Source organism: Streptomyces sp. NPDC021115, from assembly GCF_044333065.1.
Classification (GTDB): Bacteria; Actinomycetota; Actinomycetes; order Streptomycetales; family Streptomycetaceae; genus Streptomyces.
Window position 1 is genome coordinate 954,601 of sequence record NZ_JBIRQF010000002.1, and the last position, 23,889, is coordinate 978,489.

The following is a 23,889-nucleotide window of genomic DNA, read 5'->3' on the forward strand; positions in this document are numbered from 1 at the left end:
GCACCAGATACGCGAAAGAAGGCTGATCATGGCCCCAGCCACTTCCCCGACGTCCAGCGCCATCACGCTGAACATCAACGGCGAGAAGCACACGCTGCCCGTCGACCATCGCACCACCCTGCTCGACGCCCTGCGCGAACGCCTCGACATGACCGGCACCAAGAAGGGGTGCGACCAAGGCCAGTGCGGTGCCTGCACCGTGCTGATCGACGGGCGCCGAGCCGTGTCCTGTCTCCAGCTGGCGGTGGCCGCCGAGGGACGCGACATCACCACCATCGAAGGCGTGGCCGAAGGCGAGGACCTGCACCCGGTGCAGCAGGCCTTCCTCGACCTCGACGGCTACCAGTGCGGCTACTGCACCCCCGGGCAGATCTGCTCGGCCATCGCCGTGATCGAGGAGCACGCGGCGGGCTGGCCGAGCGCCGCCACCCACGATGTGCGGCCCGAAGCCGGGGTGCAGCCGCTCACCGCGGAGGAGATCCGGGAGCGGATGAGCGGCAACCTGTGCCGCTGCGGTGCGTACGTGTCGATCGTCGAGGCGGTCGCACGGGCGGCGGAGGCCGCGCAGCCCCCGCACGGCGGCGCGGGTGACGGGAACGGCACGACGGAAGCGGAGACAGCGGCATGAGGGAATTCGGTTACGAGCGCGTGTACGACGTCTCCGGGGCGGTGGCCCTCCTCGGCGACGACCCCGACGCGCGCTACCTCGGCGGTGGCACCAACCTCGTCGACCTGATGAAGACCGGGGTCGAGCGGCCCGCGCGCCTCATCGACGTGCGGGACCTCCCCCTGGACCGGATCGAGGCAACCCCGGACGGGGCCTTGCGCATCGGCGCGACCGTCACCAACAGCGACCTCGCCGCCCACCCCGATGTGCGGTCCCGCTACCCCGCGTTGGCCCAGGCCGTGCTGGCCGGAGCCTCGGGCCAGCTGCGCAACATGGCCACGGTCGGCGGAAACCTGCTCCAGCGCACCCGCTGCGGCTACTTCACCGACACCGCCAAGCCGTGCAACAAGCGCGTCCCCGGCAGCGGTTGTCCCGCCATCGAGGGCGAGCACCACAACCACGCGATCCTCGGCGCGTCCGAGCACTGCGTGGCCACCCACCCCTCGGACATGGGCGTGGCGCTGGCCGCCTTCGACGCCGTCGTGCATTACGAAACGGCCGACGGGCCGGGCGAGTTGCCGTTCGACGCGTTCTATCTGCCCGTGGGGGACACCCCGCATCTGGAGACCGCCCTGCCGCCCGGCGCGCTGATCACCGGCATCAGCCTGCCGCCCGCCCCGGTCGCCACCGTCTCCCGCTACCGCAAGGTGCGCGAGCGCGCCTCGTACGCGTTCGCCATCGGCTCGATCGCCGGAGCCCTCGACATCCGCGACGGCGCCGTCCACGAAGTGCGCCTCGCCTTCGGGGCCGTGGCGTCCCGTCCGTGGCGCGCCCGCGAGGCCGAGCGCGTGCTGACCGGGGGCCCGGCGACCGGCGACGCGTTCGCCGCCGCCGCGGACGCCGAACTGGCCGCCGCCCGGACGCTGCCGCACAACGGATACAAGGTGACGCTCATGCGCAACCTCGTCGTGGCCATGTTGACCGAACTCTCCGAGGAGGCCGCCCGATGACCACGACGACCGGAACCGCCGCCGTCACCCCGTCCGTCGGCACCGCGCACACCCGCGTGGAGGGCCGCGAGAAGGTCACCGGAGCGGCCCGCTACGCCGGTGAGATCCCCTTCGCCGACCTGGCCCACGGCTGGCTGGTGGTGTCCACCATCGCCCGCGGCCGCATCCGCGCCGTGGAGACCGAACCCGTCGAGGCGATGCCCGGCGTCCTCACCGTCCTGCACCACGGGAACGCCCCGCAGGTCGACGGCGAGTACCTGGGCCTGCTGGGCAAGCCCGACCCGACCGTCACCCTCTTCCAGACCGACCGGGTGCCGTTCGCCGGCTGGCCGGTGGCGCTGGTCGTCGCGGAGACGCCGGAGCAGGCCAGGGAGGCCGCCGAGGCGCTGGTGGTCCGCTACGACGAGGAGCCGCACGACGTCGCGTTCTCCGCCGCGCACCCCGGTGCGCGGAAGCCGGAGGACCCGGGGGCGGAGACCGGGAAGGGCGACCTGGAGGCCGGGCTCGCCGCCGCGGCCGCCGTGGTGGACGCGGAGTACACCACTCCGGAAGAGCACCACGCCATGATGGAGCCGCACGCGGCCACCGCCCGCTGGGAAAGCGGCCGGCTGGAGGTCGTCGACTCCAACCAGGGCAGCATGTGGGTGGCCGACGAGCTGGCCAAGATGTTCTCCCTCGACCTCGGCTCGGTGCGGGTGCTCTCCGAGCACGTCGGCGGCGGCTTCGGCTCCAAGGGACTCCGTGCCCACCAGGTGGCCGCCGTGATGGCCACGACCGTTCTGCACCGCCCGGTCCGGGTCGTGCTGACGCGCCGCCAGATGTTCTCCGTCACCGGCTACCGCAGCCCCACGGTGCAGCGGGTGCGGCTCGGCGCCGACGCGGACGGTCGGCTGTGCGCGTTCGACCACCAGGCGCTGAGCCTCACGTCGACCGTGCACCAGTTCATCGAGCGCAGCGCCGACTACGGGCGCGCGATGTACGACGCGGACGCGCACCACACCGTCAACCGCGTGGTGGCGCTGGATGTGCCGACGCCGACCTTCGTGCGCGCGCCGGGCGAGGCACCGGGCTCGTTCGCGCTGGAGTCCGCGCTCGACGAACTCGCCGAGAAGTGCGGCCTGGACCCGATCGCGCTGCGGGCGCGCAACGAGCCCGAGGCGGGTCCGGTGTCCGGGCTGCCGTTCAGCACCCGCCGGCTGATCGACTGCTTCGAGGAGGGCGCTCGCCGGTTCGGCTGGGCGGACCGCGATCCGCGCCCCGGGGTGCGCCGCGAGGGCCGCTGGCTGCTCGGGACCGGCACGGCGGCGGCCACGTTCCCCTCGAACGCCATGCCGTCCACGGCGGCCGTGACCGCCGAGGCGGACGGCACGTTCACGGTGCGGATCACCGCGGCCGACATCGGGACCGGCGCCAGGACGGCGCTCACCCAGATCGCCGCGGACGCGCTGGAGGTGGAGCCGAGCCGCATCCACATGCGGATCGCGGACAGCGACTTCGGCCAGGCGATGATCGCCGGTGGCTCCATGGGCACCCGCTCGTGGGCCTGGGCCGTCACCTCCGCCGCCAAGGAGCTGCGCGAGCAACTGGCCCTCGGCGGCGCCATCCCCGAGCAGGGCATCACCGCGCGGTCGAACACCGCGGAGGCCATCGGCGCCCTCGCCCAGAAGGAAAGGCACTCCTACGGGGCCCAGTTCGCCGAGGTCGCCGTGGACATCACCACGGGCGAGGTGCGCGCCCGGCGCATGCTCGGCATCTTCGCCGCGGGCCGGATCGTCAACCCGCTGACCGCGCAGAGCCAGCTCCGCGGCGGCATGGTCTGGGGCCTGTCCATGGCGTTGCACGAGGAGGCGGTCAGGGACCGGGCCTTCGGCAGCCACGTCGGCCCCGACCTCGCGGGCTATCACGTCGCCGCGCACGCCGACGTGCCGCCCATCGAGGTGGGCTGGGTGGACGACCCGGACCCGGACGACCCGGTCGGCATCAAGGGCATCGGCGAGGTCGGCATCGTCGGAGCGGCGGCGGCGATCGCCAACGCCGTCTGGCACGCGACCGGCGTACGCCACCGGAACCTGCCGATCCGCCCCGACCGCGTCCTGCTGGCGGGCACCGCGCCGGGTGAGGACGGGGATGCTTGACATCGCCGCCGAGCTGAACCGGTGGGTCGAGGAGGGCCGGGACTTCGCCGTCGCCACCGTCGTGGCCGTCGGTGGCAGCGCGCCGCGGGGTCCCGGCGCCGCCCTCGCCGTCGACGCCGAGGGCACGGTCATCGGGTCGGTCTCCGGCGGCTGTGTCGAAGGCGCGGTGTACGACCGCTGCGTCGAGGCGCTCGGGGACGGCCAGACCGTCCTGGAGCGGTTCGGGTACAGCGACGACGACGCGTTCGCGGTGGGGCTGACCTGCGGCGGTGTGCTGGAGGTCATGGTCACCCCGGTGCGGGCGGACGCCCCGGACCGGCCGGTGTTCGCGGCGGCCCTCGCGGCCGCCGCCCGCGGGGAGACGGCCGCGGTCGCCCGGGTGTCCGGGGGCCCGGCCGGACTCCTCGGCCGGGCGCTGTTCGTCCGCCCCGACGGCTCGTACGAGGGAGGCCTCGGCGGCGCGATGGAGCTGGACCGTACGGCGGCGGACGAGGCGGGCGCCCTGCTCGCCTCGGGCCGCACCGGCGCGTTCACCCTGCCGGGGCGCCAGGAGGACCCGGCGGAGCTGACGGTGTTCGTCGAGTCGAGCGTGCCGCCGCCACGGATGATCGTCTTCGGCGCCGTGGACTTCGCCGCCGCACTGGCCCGCACGGGCAAGTTCCTCGGCTACCACGTGACCGTGTGCGACGCCCGGCCCGTCTTCGCCACCCGGCACCGCTTCCCCGAGGCGGACGAGATCGTGGTCGACTGGCCGCACCGCTATCTGCGGCAGACGGCGACCGACGCCCGAACGGTGCTGTGCGTGCTCACTCATGACGCCAAGTTCGACGTGCCGCTGCTGGAGGAGGCCCTGCGGCTGCCGGTGGCGTTCGTCGGCGCGATGGGCTCGCGCCGCACCCATGAGGACCGCACCCGCAAGCTCCGCGAGGTCGGTCTCACCGACCGCGAACTGGCCCGGCTGCGCTCGCCGATCGGCCTGGACCTCGGCGCCCGTACGCCCGAGGAGACCGCCCTGTCCATCGCGGCGGAGATCGTCGCGGCGCGGCGGGGCGGCACCGGCGTGCCGCTGACCGGCTCGGGTACGCCCATCCACCGCGCCGAGGGGGCCGGGACGCACGCCGCCGCGTGACGCCCCGGCCCCCTCGGGCCTCACCCCCACGAAGATCATCTCTGGTTGACAGCGATCCGGCGCGGCCGAAAGGCTCGTTCATGTCGTGCATCAGCTGAAGACCGAGGAGTGATCCTTCCCGGATGCCTTCGTACTACGTGGCTTCCGACATCGGTGGCACCTTCACCGACACCGTCGTGATCGACGACATCGGACGCGTCGGCCGGTACAAGTCCTCCACCGTTCCCGACAACCCCGCCGAGGGGGTGCTGAACACCCTGGTCGACGCCGCGGAGGAGCGCGGCGTCGAACTGGCCGAACTGCTCGCGGACGTCGAGATGTTCGCCCACGGCACCACGATCGCCACCAACGCCATGCTCGAAGGCCGCACCAAGAAGGTCGGCCTGATCCAGACCCGTGGCTTCGGGGACACCCTGACGACCATGCGCGGGTTCAAGGGGACCGGACTCGAAGAGGAGGAGATCAAGCGGTTCCGCACCCTGGTGAAACAGCCCCCGGCCGTGCCCCGTTCGCGCACCGAGGAGGTCACCGAGCGCGTCGACTACGCGGGCCGCGTCGTCTGCCCGCTGGACGAGGACGACGTGCGGCGCGCCGTGGCGCGGCTGCGGGACGCCGGGGCCGAGGTGTTCGCCGTCTCGCTGTTGTGGTCCTTCGCCAACGACGCCCACGAGCGCCGGGTCGGCGAGATCGTCGCCGAGGAGGTGCCGGGGGCGAGCGTCACGCTGTCGAGCGACTTCCTGCCGCGGATCGGGGAGTACGAGCGCACCCTGACCACCGCGGTCAACGCGGGCCTGCGCCCGCTGCTGGGCGCGTCGCTGGACAGCTTCGAATCCACCCTGGCCGCGGCGGGCCTGCGGACCGGGCCGCTGCTGATGCAGTCCGGCGGCGGGCTCGCGACCTTCGCCGAGGCGGAGAAGCGCGCGGCGGCGGCCGTGATGTCCGGGCCGGTCGGCGGGGTCGTCGCCTCCCAGTACCTGGGCAGCCGCGATCAGCACCGCAACATCGTCACCACCGACATGGGCGGCACCAGCTTCGATGTCGGGCTGGTGCTGGACGAGCGTCCCGTCATGTCCAACACCACCCTCATCGGCCGCGACCGGCTCGCCCTGCCGTCCGTGGCGGTGCGGGCCATCGGCGCCGGGGCCGGTTCCCTCGCCTCCGTACGGGGCGGGGTGCTGGCCGTCGGACCCGAGAGCGCGGGCGCCCACCCGGGCCCTGCCTGTTACGGGCGCGGCGGCGAGCGGCCCACGGTCGCCGACGCGGACCTGGTGCTCGGCTACCTCAACCCGGACAACTTCCTCGGCGGGCGGCTCACCCTCGACGTGGAGCGCGCCCGCGCCGCCATCGAGGAGCACATCGCCCGGCCGACCGGTCTGACCGTCGAACAGGCCGCGGAGGGCATCAAGACCATCGTGGACGCCCGGATGGCCGACCTGGTGCGCCAGGTGACCGTGGAACAGGGCTACGACCCGGCCGACTTCGCGGTGTTCGCGTACGGCGGCGCGGGTCCGCTGCACGCCTTCTCCTACGGCGCCGAGCTGGGCTGTCCGCGCATCGTCGTACCCCTCACCGCCTCCGTCCACTCGGCGTTCGGCATCGGCAGCTCGGACCTGACGATGGTCGAGGAGCTGTCCAAGCCCCTCCAGGCGCCGCCCGGCACCACCGACTACGGGGCCGCGCTGCCGCCGGACGAGATCGAGGCGGCCTTCACCGCGCTGGAGGAGCGGGCCGCCGACGGGCTCGTCGCGGCCGGTGCCGACCGGGAGACGGTGACCGTCGCCCGGTCCGTCGAGATCCGGTTCCGGGCCCAGATCCATGTGCTGACCGTCGGCTTCGGCGAGGGACCGGTCACCGCCGAGGGCGTGAACGCCATGGTGGAGCGGTTCATCGACACCTACGAGGGCCGGTTCGGCAAGGGCTCGGCGTTCCCCGAGGCCGGGGTGGAGATCACCACCTTCCGGGTCGTCGCGGCGAGCCCGGTGCCCCGCGCCGAACTCGACACCGGACGGCCGTCCCAGGGCGCCGCGACCATGGCCGAGCCGGGCACCCGGCGGGTGTTCAGCGGCGGCGAGTGGACCGACGCGGCCGTCTACCGCGGCGACCACCTCCACGAGGGCCTGCGCATCGAGGGCCTGGCCATCGTCGAGCTGCCGGACACCACCGTCGTCATCGGCGCCGGCCAGGAGGGTGTCGTCGACCGGCTCGGCGGCATCGTCATCCACAACCGCCCGTGAGCAGCGCCCCCGACCAAGGAGCAACGATGAACACCGCCGCACGCCCGACCGCGGCCGCCGCGAACGGGACGGCCGACCCCGTCAACCCCGTCACCCATGAGGTGATCCGGCACAAGCTCTGGTCCATCAACGCCGAGGGCGCCACCACCGTCGAGCACGTCTCCGGCTCCCCGGTCGTCCACGCCACCGACTACAACTTCGGCATCTACACGGCCTCCGGCGAGATGGCCGTCATCGGCACCTATCTGCTGACCCCGGTCTACACGGGCGCGATGGCGATCGAGGAGTTCCAGCGCCGCTACGACGACATCGAGCCCGGTGACGTCTTCATCATCAACGACCCCTACATCGCCGCCATGCACCAGAACGACGTGCAGTTCTGCGCCCCGGTCTTCCGGGACGGCGAACTCGTCGCCTGGCTCGGCTGCATGGCCCACCAGGTCGACCTCGGCGGCATGGACCCCGGCAGCTGGTGCACGACCGCCACCGACGTCTACCAGGAGGGCATCCGGATCCCGCCGGGCCGGATCGTCCGCAAGGGCACGGTCAACCAGGAGCTGTGGGACACCATCGTCGCCAACTCCCGCATGGCGGGCACGGTCGCCAACGACTTCCGCGCCTTCCTCGCCGGGCTGCGCGTCGCCGAGCGCCGCTTCCACGAGCTGTGCGACCGCTACGGCAGCGGCCAGGTGCGCACCACCATGGAGCGCACCCTCGACCACAGCGAGGCCGATCTGCGGGCCATGCTGAGCGAACTGCCGGACGGGGTGTACGAGCACACCTCGTACCTGGACCGCCCCGACGGCTCGGGGAACGACGGCGACCAGGGCATCGAACTGCTGGAGGTCCCCTGCCGGATGGAGAAGACGGGCGACCGGCTCGTGTTCGACTTCTCCGGCTCCAGCCCGCAGAGCCCCGCGTACGGCATGACCACCCGCGGCGGCCTGCTCGGCGCCGTGGCCACGCTCATGCTGTGCACGTTCGGCTCGGAGATCCCCTGGAACCACGGCATCATGCGCCCGGTCGAGGTCAAGGCGCCCGACGGGCTGTGCGTCACCGCCGTCGAGCCGATGCCCGTCAGCGGCGGCGCCGCGGGCGCCAACTGGACCGCGACCTGCTCAGCGGGCGGCGCGATCGCGAAGATGCTCAGCTTCTCCGAGAAGTACGAGAGCTTCGCCTTCGGCCCGAGCGACGGATCGTGGCAGCTGAGCCAGTTCGGCGGCGCCGACCAGCACGGGCAGCCGTTCGCCTCGATGTACATGGACTCGCTGATGTGGGGCGGGCCCGCCTTCTCCTTCCGCGACGGCGTCGACGCGGGCGGCGCCATGGTCATCCTCGGCGGCGGCGCGACCGACGCCGAACAGCAGGAGATGCGGCATCCGCTGATGTACCTGTGGCGCCGTCAGGTCCCCGACTCCGGCGGCGCGGGCACCTACCGCGGCGGCAACGGCATCCAGTTCGCCCTCACCCCGATCGACACCCCCGAGGTGACCGGCGTCCTGGGCACCCATGGCGTCTCGCTGCCCAACCGCACCGGCCTCTTCGGCGGCCTGCCCGGATCGTGCGCCCGCTTCGAGCGCGTCACCTCCGCCGCGCCGCTGGACCGGCTCGCCACCGGACGGGCCGTCACCCGCCTCGCCGACCTCGACGGCAGCCATGAAACGCTGCCCGGCGTCTCCCCGGCGGCCCGCATCGCCCACGGCGACGTCTTCGAGTGCACCGTCCAGAACGGCGGCGGCTACGGCGACCCGCTGCTGCGCGACCCCGCCCGGGTGGCCGCCGACGTCGAACGCCACGCGGTGACCCCCGGGGCCGCCGACCGGCTGTACGGGGTCGCCCTGGCCCCGGACGGCCGCGTGGACGAGCCCGCGACGGCGGCCCGCCGCGAGCGGATCCGTGAGGACCGCAGGGCCCGTATGACCGCCCCGGCCACCGGATCCCCGGCGGCGCCGGGGATCCGTACGGTCACGGGGGAGCCCACCGGGATCTGGGGCAGCGCCCTCATCACGGTGCCCGGCCCCGGCGGGCCGTCGGCCGCCTGCCGCCATTGCGGCACCGGGCTCGGCAGCCTGTCGGACGGCTGGGAGGGCCTCGCGGGCCGGGTGACGCTCGGCCCGGACGACCTGGGCCGGGACGTCCGCGTCCACGACGAGCTCACCGTCGTCGCCCATGTCTGCCCGCACTGTGTGACGTCCCTGTGGGTCGACACCGAGCCCGTCGCGGGCAAGCCCTGGCGGGACTTCGCCCAGCGCGCCTGAGCGGGCTCTCAGCGGCGTACGAAGCGCCCGGTGCTCCGGCCGGAGCACCGGGCGCTTCGTCGCGTACGGATGTCAGTCCTGCGGGGCGCCCGCGGGGAGCTGGCGCCAGGTCACCGCGGTGCGGGTGTGGTACGCCCAGTCCAGCATCTTCTTCGCGTCCGGATACCGGTTGCTGTCGCCGAGGAGCACCCCGACGACCGTCCGGCCGCTGCGCTTGGCGGCGAACACGATGCACTTCCCGGCGGCGGTGCCGGTGCCGGTCTTGATGCCGATGGCGCCGTTGTACGAGCCCAGCAGCTTGTTGCTGTTGGTCCAGTAGTAGTACCTGGTCCGGCCGTTGGCCGCCGGGGCCTTCTGCTCGGTGTCGACGGTCTTGACCACCGTGCGCAGGGTGGCGTTGCCGAGCGCGTGCCGCGCGAGCTTCGACAGGTCGCGCGCGGTCGTGTAGTTCGAGCCGTGGGTGGAGATGCCGTCGAAGGAGTCGTACCGGGTCTTGGACATCCCCAGCGCCTTCGCCTTCTTGTTCATCTTGGCGACGAACGACTTGGTGCGCTTCGCGGTGGTGCTCCCGCTGCCGAAGGTGTCGGCGAGGGCCATCGCGGCGTCACAGCCGGACGGCAGCAGCATCCCGTACAGCAGCTGCCGGACCGTGAGCTTGTCGCCCTTCTTCAGGTCCGCCGCGCTGCCGCCGCTGGTCCTGATGTAGTCCAGGTACGCCTGCTTGACGGTGACCTTCTTGCTGAGGTTCACCCCCCGGGTGTCGAGCACCACGACCGCCGTCATGAGCTTGGTGATGCTCGCCATCTGACGCCTGGTGTCCGGGCCCTTGCTCCACAGCTTCTTGTTCGCGCCGCTGTCGAGCAGATACGCGCCCTTGGCGCTGATGCCGGACGGACCGGCGGCGGCCGGTGCGGCCTGCGCCGTCCGCGCGGCCGGTGCCGCCTGTGCGCTCGTCGCCGGTACGGCGACCGCCAGCGCCGCCGTGGACGCGATGACCGCCGCTCCCCAGCGGCGCACCGCCAAGCCCCCATGTCTTCCCATACGCCTTCGCTCTCCTCCGATGATGGTTCGGGCGTCCGCATCGTCTCACCGGGGGAGAAAGGGGGATGTGTCAGGGCGTCACTTTCCGGACGTCACCCAGTCGTACGCCGCCCGCGCGTCGAACGCGCGCTGCCCGCCCCGGAAGATCAGCCCGGCTGAGTCGTACGGCGAACCGTCCCCCGGGTCCTCGGTGCTCGCCGGGTACGGGACGGCGACGCAGCGCATCCCGGCCCGCCGCGCCGCCTCCACCCCGGGCCCGGCGTCCTCGATCACCACACAGTCGGCCGGATCGGTGGCCAGCAGGCGCGCGGCCGCCAGGAAGACGTCCGGTTCGGGCTTGCCGCGCCCGATCTCCTCCGCGGAGACGTACAGCGGCAGCAGCGCGTCCAGCCCGGTAGTGGCCAGCGCCGCCTCGATCGCGGACCGGGAGGACCCGGAAGCGACGGCGATCGGATGCCCGGCGGCACACAGCCGCTCGGCGAACGCCCGCATCTCGGGAAAGACGAGGGTGGAGGTACGGACCAGCTCCAGGTAATGCCCGTTCTTGACGGCGAGCAGCTCATCCACCGACGCGTCGATCGCGTACCGCGCCCGCAGCGTCTCCAGGGTCTCGCGGGTGCCGATCCCGATGAACCGGGTGTGCTCCTCCCAGGTGAAACCGGTGATGCCGTACTGCGCGAGGGTGCGCCGACCCGCCTCGTAGTAGTTCGGTTCGCTGTCCACGAGCGTGCCGTCGAGGTCGAAGATCACGGAAGGGGTGCGCGGCGCGGAAGTGCTGATGTTCATGGGCACCAGCATGCCGGGTGCGGCATGGCGTGCCGCAACCGGCATGATCGGCTAGCGCCGGAACTCCGCGTCGGCGCATTTGTCGGGGTCGTCCTGCTCGAAGAGCACGGGCTCCTGCGGAGTGCCGCTGACCATGAGGTCTTGCCTCTCCACCGGGACGTCGCCCTTGGAGGCGCGCTCGTCGAAACCCAGCGAGACATACGGGTACTTGTCTCCGCTGGGAACGGTCGTGCCCAGGCCATACCCCCAGCGGCCGCGTCCGTCGAAGTGGCGCCCGTCGTCCAGGAGCTGGTCGTAGGGCCAATTGCGCACCTGGACGTCTCCATTGCGGTAGAGGCTAATGCGCATGCCGTCGGGGCCCCGGTAGGCTCCGGGCAGGACACTCTCGGGCACCTTGATATTGGGCCGTAGACACTCTCCGGACACCGCGTTCAGCACCCCGATGCACCCGACCGGAAATATTAGGCACATCATTCCGATCAGCGTGAACCGGAAAAAACAATTGCGCCAGAGCTTGCGGAAGAGTCCCGGCTTCTTGGTCTTCGTCACGTGATTGGCCTGTCAGTTGTCGGCTGGATCGATGCGCTCGGTCCAGACCATTCGTTCCGCGATGCCGGCGCCGGGCCCGGTGTCATGGTTGGCAATCTCCTCGGCGGACGAATATCCGGGTATGAACGACCGCATGTCGGTGTCGTTCTTCAGGCTGTACTGCACGACGAGCTTGCCGTCGGGATCGGTACCCTTGACGACGTAGTCCACAGCGTAGGAGCCGAGCAGGGACTGAGCCTCGTTGGTGTCTCCGCCCCAGAGGTTGTCGACTCCGGACAGGCCGGCCATGTCCTCGAGGAATGTGGCCCCTTGTTCGGGGAGCGACATTCCTGAAATCTGGTACTTGGCCTCGCCCTCCGCGTTGCCTGCTTTCCACCCGTCCAGGGTCTGGCTCCGGATGCTGTCCATGCTCTCACTCTTGCGGAGCTGCTCGATGAACGGGTCGTGCTGGGAGAAGGCGTACTTGTCGTCGCCAGTCCCGGCCAGCCAGTTGGCCGCCAGGGCACGGGGCGTGAGGTGGTTCTTCTCCGGATTGGGGGCGAGACCGTTCAGCTCGCGGCCGATCTCGTCGAAGCGGTCCGTGCTGATGCCGCCGGTGTGGTTGATGTCCGTACGGACCTTCTTGGTGTTGAACCACTGATCGGTGCCGATGTTGGCCATCAAGGTGACCGACAGGTTCTGGTCGGCCTCGAACGCATCGCGGAGGATCAGATTGAGCTTCTTCTGGGCGGCGTCGACCTTCTTGGCGTCCTTCTCGGAGAGGTTGTCCTGCCCACTGGAGGCGTTGACCTTGCCCCTTGCGCCAACGTGCATCCCCTGCTCGCCGAAGCCCTTCACTGCCTCGTGAAGCCTGTTCTGAATGGCCTTCAGCTCTCCCGCGCCATCCTCTATGGACCTGCGCACCGCGTCGACGACCTTGGCGGCGGCCGTCGCCTGACGCTGGATGTCGTCGATCTGCGCCCAGGCGTAGGGCGCGGCCATGCCCTCCCAATACCCCTTGTCCCGTAGAGGCTTGAGCACCTCGTCGTGGATCTTGTCGTCGAGGCCCTTGATCTTTTCGTGGACGCCCTTCCACTTCGTCGCCAGGGTGTCCAGGGCGGCGAAGTCGGCCGTACTGAAGTCCTCGTAGAAGTCCTCGTAGGGGAGGGTCATCAGTACCTCCAGATGGAGGAAGCCGAAGGATCCTGGGGCAGACTCTGGTCCTTGAGGAAGGGACTCTGCTTCCGCCCGCCGAAGGAGTCTCCCGTGTCCCCGTCCTGCTTCACATGCGTGTTGGCCGCCAGGCGCAGGCTTTCGGAGATGTGGGCGAGCCAGGCGGTGACCGTACCCGCCTGCTCCTCCCAGTGCTTGTGCGAACGCTTCAGCGCGCTCTGCGTCTGGAGGCCGTCCACCGCTTTGGCAGCCGTGGCCGTCGGCTCCTCCAGGGACGCTGCCTGCTTGTGGAGCGTGTCGTAGACCTCGTCCGCCTTACCGGCCGCACCGCGCAGCACGCTGGGCGCGATCGCCAGGTTCTGCGGCACCGGCCCTTGCACACCGGGGGCGAGGGGCCGCTTGGGGGCGGGTGCGGTGGGGTCGTAGATGTTGCTCCGGCCCGGTTGGGAAGCCAGAGGTGGTGGTGCGAAGAAGCCGTCGCGGACCGGTGATGTGCCTGGCGGTAGCGGCAGCTCACTGTCCTTCGGCTCGGGCAGGTCCTCGTTGCTCATGAATCCCCCCGGTTTTGAGCACGACAAAGCTGCCTATATGTTAAACCGATCTTTGGGTCTGCCTGTGGGAGGGTGCGTCGCGCGCACGGTAGGGGGCAGCAAGCCAACGACGTGATCAGGCCCGCCTTCGGGTCCCGGCGGTCTGGCCCACGGCGTCGACCAGCGGCAGCATCCGGTGCCGCACCCGCTCCCTGAGCACCATCTCGGTGCGGGTGCGGAGCACCCCCGGCAGCCGGATCAGCCGCTGTACGACGTCCTCCAGATGCTCGTTGTCCCGCGCCACGGCCCGGGTCAGGAGATCACCCGCGCCCGTGGTCGAGAACACCTCGATGATCTCCGGGACGGCGGCCAGCGCGTCGCCCACGTCGTCCAGATGCCCCTGGGTGACCTCGATGTGCACGAACGCCAGCACCGGATGGCCGAGGGCGGCGGGGGAGAGGGACGGCCCGTAGCCGGTGATCACGCCCGCCCGCTCCAGCCGGTCCAGCCGCGCCTGCACGGTGCCGCGGGCGACGCCCAGCAGCCGGGCGTACTCGCGCACGCTGGTGCGCGGCTGCTCCAGCAGCAGCCGCAGGATCTTCGCGTCGAGCGCGTCCACCGCGCCGCCCACCGATGCGGGCATGGGCCATCGGCTCCCTCGTGGTCGGCCTCTCCGTCCGGCGACTGTACCAATGGCCCAGAGATACGGAGATCGCTTGAGCCGATGGCGGCGGAGTGCTTCTCTTGGGGGCAGTTGGCGTTGCGCTGGGCTGCGCCGGACGGCAAGGAAGCCGCATCCGGGTCCCCGCAGCGCCTTTGTCATGCCCGGACGGGAAAGGGACAGGTCACGGCGGTGCTGCGGGCGTTTCGGACGGTGGGGAAGCTGGGCGCGAGGACGGTCGCGGCGGCCGGGGACCCGGGCTTGCGGCGGCTGCGGATCGCGGCGCGGGCCGTGCTCGGCGTCGGCTCGGCGGTCGCCGCGGTGGCATGGGCCGGGCTGCCGCTTGACGCCGCGGTCGTGAGCGGACTCGCGGCGCTCCTCGCGCTCTTCACGGTGGCGGACCCGACGCCCCGGCGGCAGGCCGTCACCACCGCGCTGCTCCCGGCCGTCGGCCTCCCGGTGCTGGCGCTGGCCGCCGTACTGCACCGGGTTCCGCTCGGGCGCGACGCCGCCTTCCTCACGGTGGTCTTCTGCGGGGTCGCGGCCCGGCGCTGGGGGCCGCGCGGCAACGCGCTCGGCATCTTCGCGTTCATGATGTTCTTCGCGGCGCAGTTCCTGGAGGCGGGATGGCGGGAGCTGCCCGTGCTGGTGGTCGCGGTGCCGATGGGCGTGGCGGTCGCCGCGCTCGTACGGTTCGGCCTGTGGCGCGTCGAGCGGCGGGACGCAGGGCCGCCCGCCGCCGCGCCCGCGCCGCCCGGCGGGCGGGGGCTGGGTCGGCCCGCCACCCGGCAGGCTTTCCAGGCGGCCGCGGCCTGTGCGTTCGCGCTCGCCCTCGGCCAGGCCCTGTCCGGCGAGCGGTGGTACTGGGCCGTCGGCACCGCTTGGTGGATCTTCGTCAACACCGCCTCGCGCGGCGAGACGCTGGTACGCGGCTTCCGCCGGGTCGTCGGCACCGTCAGCGGCATCGCGGCCGGGCTCGCCGTCGCCGTACCGCTGCACGGGGCCCCGGCGCCCACCGCCGTCCTCGTCGCCGCGTGCGTCTTCGGGATCTTCTACACCGCGCCGCTGTCGTACAGCTGGATGGTGTTCTTCGTGACGCTGATGGCCGGGCTGCTGTACGGCCTGCTCGGCGTGCTGCACCCGGGGCTGCTCGCGCTGCGCCTGGAGCAGACCGCCATCGGTGCGGCCGGGGCGGCCCTGGCCGTGGCGCTCGTGCTCCCGGTGACCACCCACGCCGCGACGGACGCGTGGATCCGGCGTGCCCTGGACTCCGTACGGCACTGCGCCGCCGACGCCGCGCGGCGGCTCGCGGGCGATCAGGGCGCGGACCCGGTGCGGCACGTCGCCGAGCTGGAGTCGGCGCTGGGGGCGCTGCGGATGTCGATCGCGCCGCTGCTGCACCCGCTGAGCCCGCTGCGCGCCCGCCGGGCCCGGGCCCGGCAGGTCATGCTGGCGCTCGACGACTGCGCCCGCCAGGCGCGCGGCCTGGCCGCGCTCGCGGCCGACCCGGCGGCGTCCCACGACGCCCGGCTGACCGCGGCGTGCGCGCGCGTCGAGGCGGCGGTGGGCCGTCTGACCGTCCCCGTCACCCCGCCCTCCGCCGCCCCCGCGCCCGCTGCCGGGCCGCTGCCGCACCACCCGGCCACGGAGCGGGCCCTGGCCCATCTGCACGAGCTGGAGGCCGCCCTGGCGGGCCTCGTGGACCCGCTGCGCGACTCGGCCGCGGTTACCCCGACCGGGGCGCGCTGACGGCGCGTCACGCGCGGAATCGCTCATTCCAGAGTCCTGGTCAGGGCCGGGCTGTTAGCGTCGGCGCCAGCGGAACCGCTGGACAGGCAGACTGCTGGAGAGGCAGCACGGTGAGCACGGAGAAGCGGGCGTACAGGGCGTACATCGGGTCGTTCACCGCGGCGGGCGGGGCCGGGGTCACCGCGGCGGACGTCGACCCCGCCACGGGCGCGCTGACCCCGCGGTACGCCACGGACGAGGTCGCCAACCCCTCGTATCTCGCGCTCTCACCCGGCGGCGACGTCCTCTACGCGGTGAGCGAGACGGACGACGGCGCGGCCGCCGCCTTCCGGACCGGGGAGCGCGACCGCCCGCTCACCCTCCTGGAAGGACCCGTGCCCGTCCACGGCGCGGCGCCCACCCATCTCGCGCTCGCCGCCGGGCATCTGCTCACCGCCAACTACGGCTCCGGCAGCGTCAGCTCGCTGCCGGTCGGCGACGACGGCGGGCTCGGCGAGCCGACGGCGGTGCTGCGGCACGAGGGCAGCGGCCCGAACCGGGAGCGGCAGAGCGGGCCGCACGCCCATCAGGTGCTGCCCGATCCGTCCGGCGGCTGGCTGCTGAGTGTCGACCTCGGCGCCGACGCGGTGTTCGTGTACGAGCCCGCCGGGCCGCGGGCGCACCGGAAGGTCCGGCTGCGGGCCGGGAGCGGACCGCGCCATCTCGCGTTCCATCCGCGCGGCGACCGCGCGTACGTCGTCAACGAGCTGGATCCGACGGTCACGGTGTGCCGCTGGGACGCGGCGTCCGGCACCCTCGAACCGCTCGGCGAGACCCGCGTCGTCCCGCCCGGCACCGATACCGCCACCTTCCCCTCCGAGGCGGCGGTCTCCCGCGACGGCCGCTTCGTCTGGGTCGCGAACCGCGGCCACGACAGCGTCGCGACGCTCGCGCTCGATACCCCGGGCGACCGCATGGAGCTGGTCACCACCACGCCCTGCGGCGGCCACTGGCCGCGTGACCTGGTCCTCGACCCTCCGGGCGGCCGTCTCTACGTCGCGAACGAACGCTCGGGCGAGGTCACCTGGTTCGACCTCGACCCCACCACCGGGGTACCGAGCCGCGGCGGTGCGATCGCGGCACCGGCCGCGTCCTGCGTGATCTTCGGCTGACGGCCGGGCGACCGGCCCCGGGGAACGCGCCGTGCGCGGGGCGGCACGCCCCGCGCATCACGGACACCTCCACCGGTACGTACACCTCCGCCGGACGTGTACCTCCGGCCGGAGGGACGATTCAGCGCACCCCCGAGGACGCCGGGAGCGTGATGCCCAGCGCCGCCGCGTACTTCGCCAGCACCAGCTTGCCCACGGCCGGGTACGCGCCCAGCGCCTCGGCCGCGGCGCAGCCCGCCTCCTCGGCGGCCGCCTTGGTCAGCCCGGAGGCCACCTCCGGGCCGATGAGGTACGGCGCGAGCGCGAGCCGGGCCGAACCGGCGGAGCGCAGCTGCTCGGCGACGCGGACCACGGCACCGTCCTCGTCCAGCGCGGCGGCCATCACCGGCACGGCGAGCCGCGCGGAGAGCAGCATGCCGGTGATCCCACCGGCGTCGGCCGCCTCACCGCCGCCCACTGTGGCCAGGATGATGCCGTCCGCGGCGGTCGCCACCGTGAAGAGACGGGCCCGGTCGGCGCGGGCGAGGCCCGCCTCCGACAGCCGGACGTGCAGCCCCTCTGCGAGCAGCGGGTGCGGGCCGAGGACGTCGGTCAGTTCGGCGGCGGAGCCGCTGTGCACGACGGCCTGGCGTATCCGGCGCAGCAGCGCGTTGTCGGGTCCCGCGAGCAGCGGGACCACCACGGCCGACGGGCCGTCGGTCGGGACGGGGGGCGGCGGAGGCATCTCCGGGATCTCCTCGCCCGCGGCCTCGGCCGCGGCGATCGCCTCCGCGGTGGCGGCGGCGGTGGCCTTGGCGGCCTCCCGCGCCTGGCGCAGCCGTTCGGTGCGGTCCTGGGCGGCCCGCGCGAGCACGGCCTCCAGCTGCGGGAACTCCTCGTTCTCGCCGTCCACGTCCACATAGCCGACCTGGGCGTCGAGGCCGGGCAGCTCGGAGCGGGCGATGCTCACGATCTCCTCGGCCAAGCCCCGGGTGGCGGGTTCGGGCGTCCCCGGAACGGCCAGCACCAGCGGCGGTGCGCCCACGGGTGCGGCCGCGGGCTCCGGGCGGCGGTGCCGTCCGGACTGGCGGGGACGCGGCATTCGTACTGGCAGGCCGGACGCGGGCCCTGTGGGGGAGCTCATGGCGCCGCATGTTAGTCGCTCTATAGGGTTGGCTGTTCGGGAGGGGGGCGACTGGGTGTTTTCTGTCCCCTTTTGCCGAGCCTCACTGTTCGATGCTGTGCGGTGGGCGAACGGAGCTGCTCGCACAGCCGATAGGGTGTCCGTCATCCGGAACCCCCGTCCCGGCTATCGGCCGTTGGCCGTCGTGTGTCACGAAACGCGTCATGGGCCGGATGCCGCGTGCGTCACGCCGTGAGGACGCTCAGCAGCCGCGCGTCCAGCGGCAGCCGCAGCTCTCCGGCGGCGAGCGCCGCCGCGATGCGCAGCGCGCCGTCCAGCGGGTCCCCGGCGGCCTCGGTGACCGGGACGCCCGGCAGCCGCGCGGTCAACTCGGCACGCAGGGGCACCAGCAGGGGCGCGCCCATGCGGAAGAGACCGCCGGTCAGCGCGATCTCACCGGGCTCCGGCCGGGGGCAGACCGCCTCCGCGGCCTGGGCGATATGACGGGCGGCGTCCCGCAGGACCGCCTCCGCGACCGGATCGCCCCCGGCGGCGCACCGGCCGACCTCGGGCGCGAAGGAGGCCAGTACGGCGGGCCGGTCGGGCCGTGGATACAGCCGCCCCGGCAGCTCGGCGGGCGGGCCGAAGACCGCTTCCAGCCGGTCCAGCAGCGGCCGTGAGCCGCCCTCGCGGCCGTCGTACGCGCGCATCGCGGCCTCCAGACCGGCCCGGCCGATCCACGCCCCGCCGCCGCAGTCGCCCAGTAGATGCCCCCAGCCGTCGGCCCGCCGCCACCCGGGCGTACGGTCACCCTCCGTGCCCCCGGCCGAATCCACCGGCACCGGCACCGCGCCCAGCGCGATCAGGCCCGTGCCCGCCGCGACCACCGCTCCGGGCCGCTGGCCGAGCGCACCCGCGTAGCCGGTCACCGCGTCCGCCGCGAGCGCGAGGCGGCGCACCCCGAACTCCTGCGCGAGCGCGCCCGGCAGCGTCGCCCGCAGATCGTCGCCGAGCGAGGCCATCCCGGCGGCGCCCACGCAGACGGCCGCCGGGCGCGGTGCCCCGGCCCGGTGCAGCAGCTCATGGGCGGCGGGCAGCACCCGCTCCAGCAGTCCGGCCGCGTCGATGCCCCGGTCGCCGACCGCGGCGGGGGTGGCCGAGGACCAGGTCAGCGGCGTCTCAGCGGCGCCGCCGAGCCGGTCTCCGGCGCGCGCCACGGCCACCCGTACGCCCGATCCGCCCGAGTCGATGCCGAGCACATGTGTCGCATCGTCCACCGGCTCAGCCGAACCCGCGCGCGTCCTGCTTGAGCGCGGTGTCCACGGTCAGGGCGGTGGCCACCACGAGGCTCAGCAGCGGGTCGGGAAGCTGACGGTGGATCTGGAGGACATAGTTGTCCGCCGTCGTGAACATGGTCTTCGCCAGACCTTCCCAGGTCTTGGTGATCCGGGCGACCTCGGTGTCGGTGTGGTCGACGATGGCGAAGTTCCAGGCGCGCCAGTTCTCCGCCTTGATGGCGCCGATCTGCTGGCCGTTGACCTGTATCCCGAAGTTGATCTTGCCGATGGCGTTCTGCTGGACGATCTCGCCGACCGGCTGCCCGTCCGGGCGCTCCACCAGCACCTTGGACTTGATGAACTTGGCGGGGCGGGTGAGCACCAGATGCGGCTGCCCGACCGCGTCCCGGATCTCCAGCTTGTGCGTCATGAACTGGTCGAGGCTGGAGACGAACCGCGCGACCTTCTTGATCGTGCTCTGACCGACCTGGACCACCGAACCGATGGTCTGGCCGTGCTGGTCGAAGACGCTGTACTCGTTGGTCAGCTCGATCAGCTTGGCCTTCTGGTTCACCACCAGCACCGGCTCGGTGAACAGCGAGCCTCCGCCGCCCGCGGTCGGCGCGACATGGGCCTGCTGCTGCACCTGGTGCTGGACCTTGGCCGGCTGGGGGTGCGGCGGGGCGGCCTGCTGCGGCGGGAACTGGCCCGGCTGCTGCCCCGGCTGGCTCGGCTGCTGCCCGGGATGGGTGTGCTCGGTCCAGCGGGCACCGTCCCACCAGCGCAGCTGGGTGGGGGTGCCCTGCGGGTCGGCGTACCAGCCCGCAGGGGTGTTCGGAGGTGTCGTCATGGCGGGCAGACTACCCCTCGCCCACCTGGAAAGAAGGGCTCAGGGAAGGCGCCAGTCGACGGGTTGCGCGCCCTGCTGCGCCAGCAGCTCGTTGGCCCGGCTGAACGGGCGCGAACCGAAGAAGCCCCGGTCGGCGGACATGGGGGAGGGGTGCGCTGACTCGACCGAGGGAAGCGGCCCGAGCAGCGGCCGTACGTTGCGCGCGTCGCGGCCCCAGAGGATGGACACCAGCGGACGGCCGCGCGCGGCGAGCGCCCGGATGGCCTGCTCGGTGACCTCCTCCCAGCCCTTGCCGCGATGGGCCGCTGGGCGGCGCGGCGCCGTGGTGAGCGCCTTGTTGAGCAGCAGTACGCCCTGCCGCGTCCAGGGCGTGAGATCGCCGTTGGACGGGCGCGGCAGTCCGAGGTCGGTGTGCAGCTCGCGGTAGATGTTCTCCAGGCTGCCGGGCAGCGGCCGCACCTCCGGCGCCACCGAGAAGCTCAGCCCCACCGCGTGACCGGGCGTCGGATACGGATCCTGGCCCACGATGAGGACCTTCACCTCGTCGAAGGGCTGCTGGAAGGCGCGCAGCACATTCGGTCCGGAGGGCAGATAGGTGCGGCCCGCCGCGATCTCGGCCCGCAGGAAGTCACCCATCGACGCGATGCGCTCTTCCACCGGCTCAAGTGCCTTGGCCCAGCCCGGTTCCACAATTTCGTTCAACGGTCGTGCAGCCACACCGCGTCACTCTAGTGGCTCAGCGCGTCGCCGCGTGCTGTCCCGGCCGGTCACGGCCTCATCCGATCACCGCCGCTCGCACACAGAGCACATCGGGAAGATAGTGGGCGATCCGCTGCCAGCTCTCGCCCTCGTCCGCGCTCGCGTACACCTCCCCGTTGCGATTGCCGAAGTACACCCCGACCGGGTCCGCGTCGTCCGTGCGCAGCGCGTCCCGCAGCACCACCCCGTAGTGCGGCTCGCCCGGCAGCCCGGCGGACCGCTCCTCCCAGGACGCGCCCGCGTCCTGGGTGCGGTAGACCCGGCAGCGGTAGTCCGGCGGATAACGGTCCGAGCCGTCGGACACCGGGAAGAGATAGGCGACCCCGCCGCGCCGCGGATGGGCGGCGACCGCGAACCCGAAGTCGGCGGGCAGCTCCTGGCCGATCTCCGACCAGTGCGCCCCGCGGTCGTCGCTGCGGTACACCCCGCCGTGGTTCTGGAGATACAGCCGGTCGGGGTCGGCCGCGTCCTGCGCGATCTTGTGGACGCACTGGCCGAACTCGGGGTACTGATCAGGCAGGAACTCCGCCTTGAGCCCGCTGTTCGACGGCGCCCAGCTCGCCCCGCCGTCCACCGACCGGTACACCCCGCCCGACGAGACCGCCACCGTCACCGCGTCGGCGTCCCGCGGGTCGGTGACCACCGTGTGCACCGCCTGGCCGCCGAACCCCGCGCCCCACTCGGGCCGCTGCGGGTGGTCCCACAGGCTCCGCACGAAGTCGAACGTCTCCCCGCCGTCCTCGGAGCGGAACAGCGCGCCCGGCTGGGTGCCCGCGTACACCACGTCGGGCGCGGCGGGCCCCGCCGGGTGCAGCTGCCACACCCGCTCCAGCGAGGTGTCGGTGCCTTCCGGGAACCGCACCGCGGGCCGGGCGGGCTCGTGCCAGCTCTCCCCGAGGTCGTCGGAGCGGAAGACCGACGGGCCCCAGTGGGAGCTTTCCGCCCCGGCCAGCAGCCGGGGGCGCCCGGAGCGGCGGGTGTCGATGCCGACGGAGTACACCGCCTGCATGGGGAAGTGCGGCCCGGTGAAGTCCCAGTCCGGGCCGGAGCGGCGGCGGCCGAGGAAGAGACCCTTGCGGGTACCGACGGCGAGCAGAACATCGTCCATGACGGACTCACTCCTTGGGGCGTGGATGAGGAGAGGTGAGGGGGTGAAGAAGAGTGACGAAGGATGTGTCCGGCATCACAGAGTCTGCACCCCACCACCGACATCGGCCCGTGGAGGCGTCTTCCCGCAGGTCGGCGCGGGTGTCTCAGGCTCGTGCGTACGGGGCCGGGACCGGCACGTCCGCGCCCAGCTCGCGCGCGGCGCGCCGCGGCCAGTACGGGTCGCGCAGCAACTCGCGGCCGAGCAGCACCGCGTCCGCCTCCTCGGTCGCCACGATCTTCTCGGCCTGCTCCGGTTCGGTGATCAGCCCGACCGCGGCGACGGGCAGCCCGGTCTCGGCCCGGACGCGCGCCGCGAACGGCACCTGATAGCCCGGGCCCGACGGGATCGGGACCCCCGTCGCGTTGCCGCCGCTGGAGACGTCCAGCAGATCCACGCCGCGGTCCCGCAGATCAGCGGCGAGCCGTACGGTCTCGTCGACCGTCCAGCCGTCGCGCTCGCCGGCGTCCGCGTTCCGGTCCCGGCGGGTCTCGGTGAGCCAGTCGGTGGCGGAGACGCGGAAGAGCAGCGGCAGCTCGTCCGGCCACACAGCGCGCACCGCCTCCACGACCCGGAGCGCGAAGCGCGTCCGGTTCCGATAGGAGCCGCCGTACTCGTCGGTGCGGTGGTTGCTGTACGGGGAGAGGAACTCGCCGATCAGATAGCCGTGGGCGCCGTGGATCTCGATGACCTCGAAGCCCGCAGCCAGCGCGCGCCGCGCCGCGTCAGCGAACTGTCCGACGATCTCGTCGATCTGCGCGGTGGTCAGCTCGTCCGGGACCGGGTGCCCGGTGGCGAACGGCACCGGGCTGGGCCCGAGCACCGGCCGCCAGCCCTCCTCGTCCGTCCCGAGCGGCGCGCCGCCCCGCCACGGCCGGTCGGTCGACGCCTTGCGCCCGGCATGGCCGATCTGGATGCCCGGCGTCGTGCCGCGCTCCTTGAGGAACGCGGTGATCGGACGGAACGCCTCGACCTGGGTGTCGTTCCAGATCCCCAGATCCGCCGGGGAGATCCGGCCCTCGGGGCTGACCGCGGTCGCCTCGATCAGGATCAGCCCGGCACCGCCGGTGGCCCGCGAGGTGTAGTGGGAGTAGTGCCAGGGACCGGGCGCCCCCGTGTCCGGTCCGGAGACCTCGGCGGAGTACTGGCACATCGGCGCCATCCAGATCCGGTTCGGGATGGTCAGCGACCGCAGGGAAAGGGGCGTGAAAAGGGTGCTCACGGCAGGCTCCGTCTCGTGGTCTCCTCCAGGTTGCCTTGTACGATAGACGCCGTACTACGGCAGATGTCAAACTACGACGGATGTCAAACTACGAGAATCTTCGTACAATGTAGGGCCCGTGACGAAGCGACCGAGGAGCAGCAGTCGTGCAGACGCAGACCACACCTCAGCCGCCGGGGACGGGCCGTTCGCTGGAGCACCCGCGGCGCGAGGAGATCCGGCTGGAGGACGTGCTGCACGCGCTGTCCGACCCCATGCGGCTGCGGGTCGTGCGGACCCTGGCCGAGGAGAGCTGCGACCTGTCCTGTTCGGTGTTCGACCTGCCCGTCAGCAAGTCGACCACCACCCACCACTTCCGGGTGCTGCGCGAATGCGGCGTCATCCAGCAGATCTACCGCGGCACCGCCAAGATGAACGCCCTGCGCCGCGCGGACCTGGACGCGCTCTTCCCCGGGCTGCTCGACAGCGTCCTGGCCGCCGTCGCCCTCCAGGACGACCGGACGGGCGGCCACGGCTGAGCCGCATGTGCCGTATGCGCGG

At 72.6% G+C, this 23,889-nt stretch carries 21 protein-coding genes; 9 read left to right on the forward strand and 12 right to left on the reverse strand.

What is annotated here, in order from left to right:
• Positions 1-28: 28 nt before the first annotated feature.
• The 6 genes from ACH4TL_RS09910 to ACH4TL_RS09935 all read left to right on the forward strand — a co-directional run bounded on the left by ACH4TL_RS09910 (position 29) and on the right by ACH4TL_RS09935 (position 9,373).
• On the forward strand, positions 29-628 hold the full coding sequence (locus tag ACH4TL_RS09910) for a (2Fe-2S)-binding protein (RefSeq protein WP_398309193.1): 600 nt from the start codon (positions 29-31) through the stop codon (positions 626-628).
• Positions 625-1,617, forward strand: a complete 993-nt coding sequence (locus ACH4TL_RS09915; protein WP_398309190.1) for an FAD binding domain-containing protein — start codon at positions 625-627, stop codon at positions 1,615-1,617. The genes ACH4TL_RS09910 and ACH4TL_RS09915 overlap by 4 nt, the downstream gene beginning before the upstream one ends.
• Positions 1,614-3,752, forward strand: coding sequence for a xanthine dehydrogenase family protein molybdopterin-binding subunit (locus ACH4TL_RS09920; protein WP_398309187.1), 2,139 nt, complete (start codon positions 1,614-1,616; stop codon positions 3,750-3,752). Before ACH4TL_RS09915 ends, ACH4TL_RS09920 begins: the two co-directional genes overlap by 4 nt.
• Positions 3,745-4,881, forward strand: coding sequence for an XdhC family protein (locus ACH4TL_RS09925; RefSeq protein WP_398309184.1), 1,137 nt, complete (start codon positions 3,745-3,747; stop codon positions 4,879-4,881). Before ACH4TL_RS09920 ends, ACH4TL_RS09925 begins: the two co-directional genes overlap by 8 nt.
• 122 nt (positions 4,882-5,003) lie before the next feature.
• Positions 5,004-7,115: a hydantoinase/oxoprolinase family protein gene (locus tag ACH4TL_RS09930; RefSeq protein ID WP_398309181.1), complete on the forward strand. Its 2,112-nt coding sequence runs from the start codon at positions 5,004-5,006 to the stop codon at positions 7,113-7,115.
• 26 nt (positions 7,116-7,141) lie between these two features.
• A complete protein-coding gene (locus ACH4TL_RS09935) occupies positions 7,142-9,373 on the forward strand; it encodes a hydantoinase B/oxoprolinase family protein (protein WP_398309178.1) in 2,232 nt (743 codons plus the stop codon).
• Positions 9,374-9,445: 72 nt separating this feature from the next.
• Here the strand turns inward: ACH4TL_RS09935 and ACH4TL_RS09940 are convergent, their stop codons facing one another.
• The 6 genes from ACH4TL_RS09940 to ACH4TL_RS09965 form a co-directional block, all read right to left on the reverse strand.
• A complete protein-coding gene (locus tag ACH4TL_RS09940; RefSeq protein WP_398309175.1) occupies positions 9,446-10,414 on the reverse strand; it encodes a D-alanyl-D-alanine carboxypeptidase family protein in 969 nt (322 codons plus the stop codon).
• Between the two features lie 78 nt (positions 10,415-10,492).
• Positions 10,493-11,200 carry an HAD family hydrolase gene (locus tag ACH4TL_RS09945; RefSeq protein ID WP_398309172.1) on the reverse strand — a complete coding sequence of 236 codons (708 nt, stop codon included), beginning with the start codon at positions 11,198-11,200 and terminating at the stop codon, positions 10,493-10,495.
• Between the two features lie 51 nt (positions 11,201-11,251).
• Positions 11,252-11,749, reverse strand: coding sequence for a hypothetical protein (locus ACH4TL_RS09950; RefSeq protein ID WP_398309169.1), 498 nt, complete (start codon positions 11,747-11,749; stop codon positions 11,252-11,254).
• 12 nt (positions 11,750-11,761) lie between these two features.
• Positions 11,762-12,901: a hypothetical protein gene (locus tag ACH4TL_RS09955; protein ID WP_398309167.1), complete on the reverse strand. Its 1,140-nt coding sequence runs from the start codon at positions 12,899-12,901 to the stop codon at positions 11,762-11,764.
• Positions 12,901-13,452, reverse strand: coding sequence for a hypothetical protein (locus ACH4TL_RS09960; RefSeq protein WP_398309164.1), 552 nt, complete (start codon positions 13,450-13,452; stop codon positions 12,901-12,903). The genes ACH4TL_RS09955 and ACH4TL_RS09960 overlap by 1 nt, the downstream gene beginning before the upstream one ends.
• Before the next feature lie 115 nt (positions 13,453-13,567).
• Positions 13,568-14,074 (reverse strand): Lrp/AsnC family transcriptional regulator, encoded by a 507-nt coding sequence (locus ACH4TL_RS09965; protein WP_398309161.1) that lies wholly within the window; start codon positions 14,072-14,074, stop codon positions 13,568-13,570.
• 81 nt (positions 14,075-14,155) lie between these two features.
• Here ACH4TL_RS09965 and ACH4TL_RS09970 point away from each other — a divergent pair, with 81 nt between their 5' ends.
• Together ACH4TL_RS09970 and ACH4TL_RS09975 are read left to right on the forward strand one after the other, a co-directional pair.
• Complete coding sequence (locus ACH4TL_RS09970; RefSeq protein WP_398309158.1) at positions 14,156-15,841, forward strand: FUSC family protein; 1,686 nt, start codon at positions 14,156-14,158, stop codon at positions 15,839-15,841.
• 110 nt (positions 15,842-15,951) lie between these two features.
• Entirely contained in the window at positions 15,952-16,992 is a 1,041-nt protein-coding gene (locus ACH4TL_RS09975; protein WP_398309155.1) for a lactonase family protein, read from the forward strand.
• A gap of 121 nt (positions 16,993-17,113) precedes the next feature.
• Here the strand turns inward: ACH4TL_RS09975 and ACH4TL_RS09980 are convergent, their stop codons facing one another.
• The 6 genes from ACH4TL_RS09980 to ACH4TL_RS10005 all read right to left on the reverse strand — a co-directional run bounded on the left by ACH4TL_RS09980 (position 17,114) and on the right by ACH4TL_RS10005 (position 23,349).
• Positions 17,114-18,115 carry a hypothetical protein gene (locus ACH4TL_RS09980; RefSeq protein WP_398309152.1) on the reverse strand — a complete coding sequence of 334 codons (1,002 nt, stop codon included), beginning with the start codon at positions 18,113-18,115 and terminating at the stop codon, positions 17,114-17,116.
• Between the two features lie 224 nt (positions 18,116-18,339).
• Entirely contained in the window at positions 18,340-19,353 is a 1,014-nt protein-coding gene (locus ACH4TL_RS09985) for an N-acetylglucosamine kinase (protein ID WP_398311490.1), read from the reverse strand.
• Between the two features lie 22 nt (positions 19,354-19,375).
• Positions 19,376-20,221, reverse strand: coding sequence for a phospholipid scramblase-related protein (locus ACH4TL_RS09990; RefSeq protein WP_398309150.1), 846 nt, complete (start codon positions 20,219-20,221; stop codon positions 19,376-19,378).
• A 39-nt stretch (positions 20,222-20,260) separates the two neighbouring features.
• Positions 20,261-20,938, reverse strand: coding sequence for a uracil-DNA glycosylase (locus tag ACH4TL_RS09995; RefSeq protein ID WP_398309147.1), 678 nt, complete (start codon positions 20,936-20,938; stop codon positions 20,261-20,263).
• A 58-nt stretch (positions 20,939-20,996) separates the two neighbouring features.
• Positions 20,997-22,088, reverse strand: a complete 1,092-nt coding sequence (locus ACH4TL_RS10000; RefSeq protein ID WP_398309144.1) for a WD40/YVTN/BNR-like repeat-containing protein — start codon at positions 22,086-22,088, stop codon at positions 20,997-20,999.
• A 145-nt stretch (positions 22,089-22,233) separates the two neighbouring features.
• Positions 22,234-23,349, reverse strand: coding sequence for an NADH:flavin oxidoreductase/NADH oxidase (locus tag ACH4TL_RS10005; RefSeq protein WP_398309141.1), 1,116 nt, complete (start codon positions 23,347-23,349; stop codon positions 22,234-22,236).
• A gap of 146 nt (positions 23,350-23,495) precedes the next feature.
• Here ACH4TL_RS10005 and ACH4TL_RS10010 point away from each other — a divergent pair, with 146 nt between their 5' ends.
• Positions 23,496-23,867 (forward strand): ArsR/SmtB family transcription factor, encoded by a 372-nt coding sequence (locus tag ACH4TL_RS10010; protein ID WP_398309138.1) that lies wholly within the window; start codon positions 23,496-23,498, stop codon positions 23,865-23,867.
• The last annotated feature ends 22 nt before the right edge of the window (positions 23,868-23,889 follow it).

Bases quoted from the DNA above. Each gene is read 5' to 3' on its own strand.
- ACH4TL_RS09910 (WP_398309193.1), top strand. From the start codon at position 29: ATGGCCCCAGCCACTTCCCCGACGTCCAGCGCCATCACGCTGAACATC.
- ACH4TL_RS09915 (WP_398309190.1), top strand. From the start codon at position 625: ATGAGGGAATTCGGTTACGAGCGCGTGTACGACGTCTCCGGGGCGGTG.
- ACH4TL_RS09920 (WP_398309187.1), top strand. From the start codon at position 1,614: ATGACCACGACGACCGGAACCGCCGCCGTCACCCCGTCCGTCGGCACC.
- ACH4TL_RS09925 (WP_398309184.1), top strand. From the start codon at position 3,745: ATGCTTGACATCGCCGCCGAGCTGAACCGGTGGGTCGAGGAGGGCCGG.
- ACH4TL_RS09930 (WP_398309181.1), top strand. From the start codon at position 5,004: ATGCCTTCGTACTACGTGGCTTCCGACATCGGTGGCACCTTCACCGAC.
- ACH4TL_RS09935 (WP_398309178.1), top strand. From the start codon at position 7,142: ATGAACACCGCCGCACGCCCGACCGCGGCCGCCGCGAACGGGACGGCC.
- ACH4TL_RS09940 (WP_398309175.1), bottom strand. From the start codon at position 10,414: ATGGGAAGACATGGGGGCTTGGCGGTGCGCCGCTGGGGAGCGGCGGTC.
- ACH4TL_RS09945 (WP_398309172.1), bottom strand. From the start codon at position 11,200: ATGAACATCAGCACTTCCGCGCCGCGCACCCCTTCCGTGATCTTCGAC.
- ACH4TL_RS09955 (WP_398309167.1), bottom strand. From the start codon at position 12,901: ATGACCCTCCCCTACGAGGACTTCTACGAGGACTTCAGTACGGCCGAC.
- ACH4TL_RS09960 (WP_398309164.1), bottom strand. From the start codon at position 13,452: ATGAGCAACGAGGACCTGCCCGAGCCGAAGGACAGTGAGCTGCCGCTA.
- ACH4TL_RS09965 (WP_398309161.1), bottom strand. From the start codon at position 14,074: ATGCCCGCATCGGTGGGCGGCGCGGTGGACGCGCTCGACGCGAAGATC.
- ACH4TL_RS09970 (WP_398309158.1), top strand. From the start codon at position 14,156: ATGGCGGCGGAGTGCTTCTCTTGGGGGCAGTTGGCGTTGCGCTGGGCT.
- ACH4TL_RS09980 (WP_398309152.1), bottom strand. From the start codon at position 18,115: ATGAGCTCCCCCACAGGGCCCGCGTCCGGCCTGCCAGTACGAATGCCG.
- ACH4TL_RS09990 (WP_398309150.1), bottom strand. From the start codon at position 20,221: ATGACGACACCTCCGAACACCCCTGCGGGCTGGTACGCCGACCCGCAG.
- ACH4TL_RS10000 (WP_398309144.1), bottom strand. From the start codon at position 22,088: ATGGACGATGTTCTGCTCGCCGTCGGTACCCGCAAGGGTCTCTTCCTC.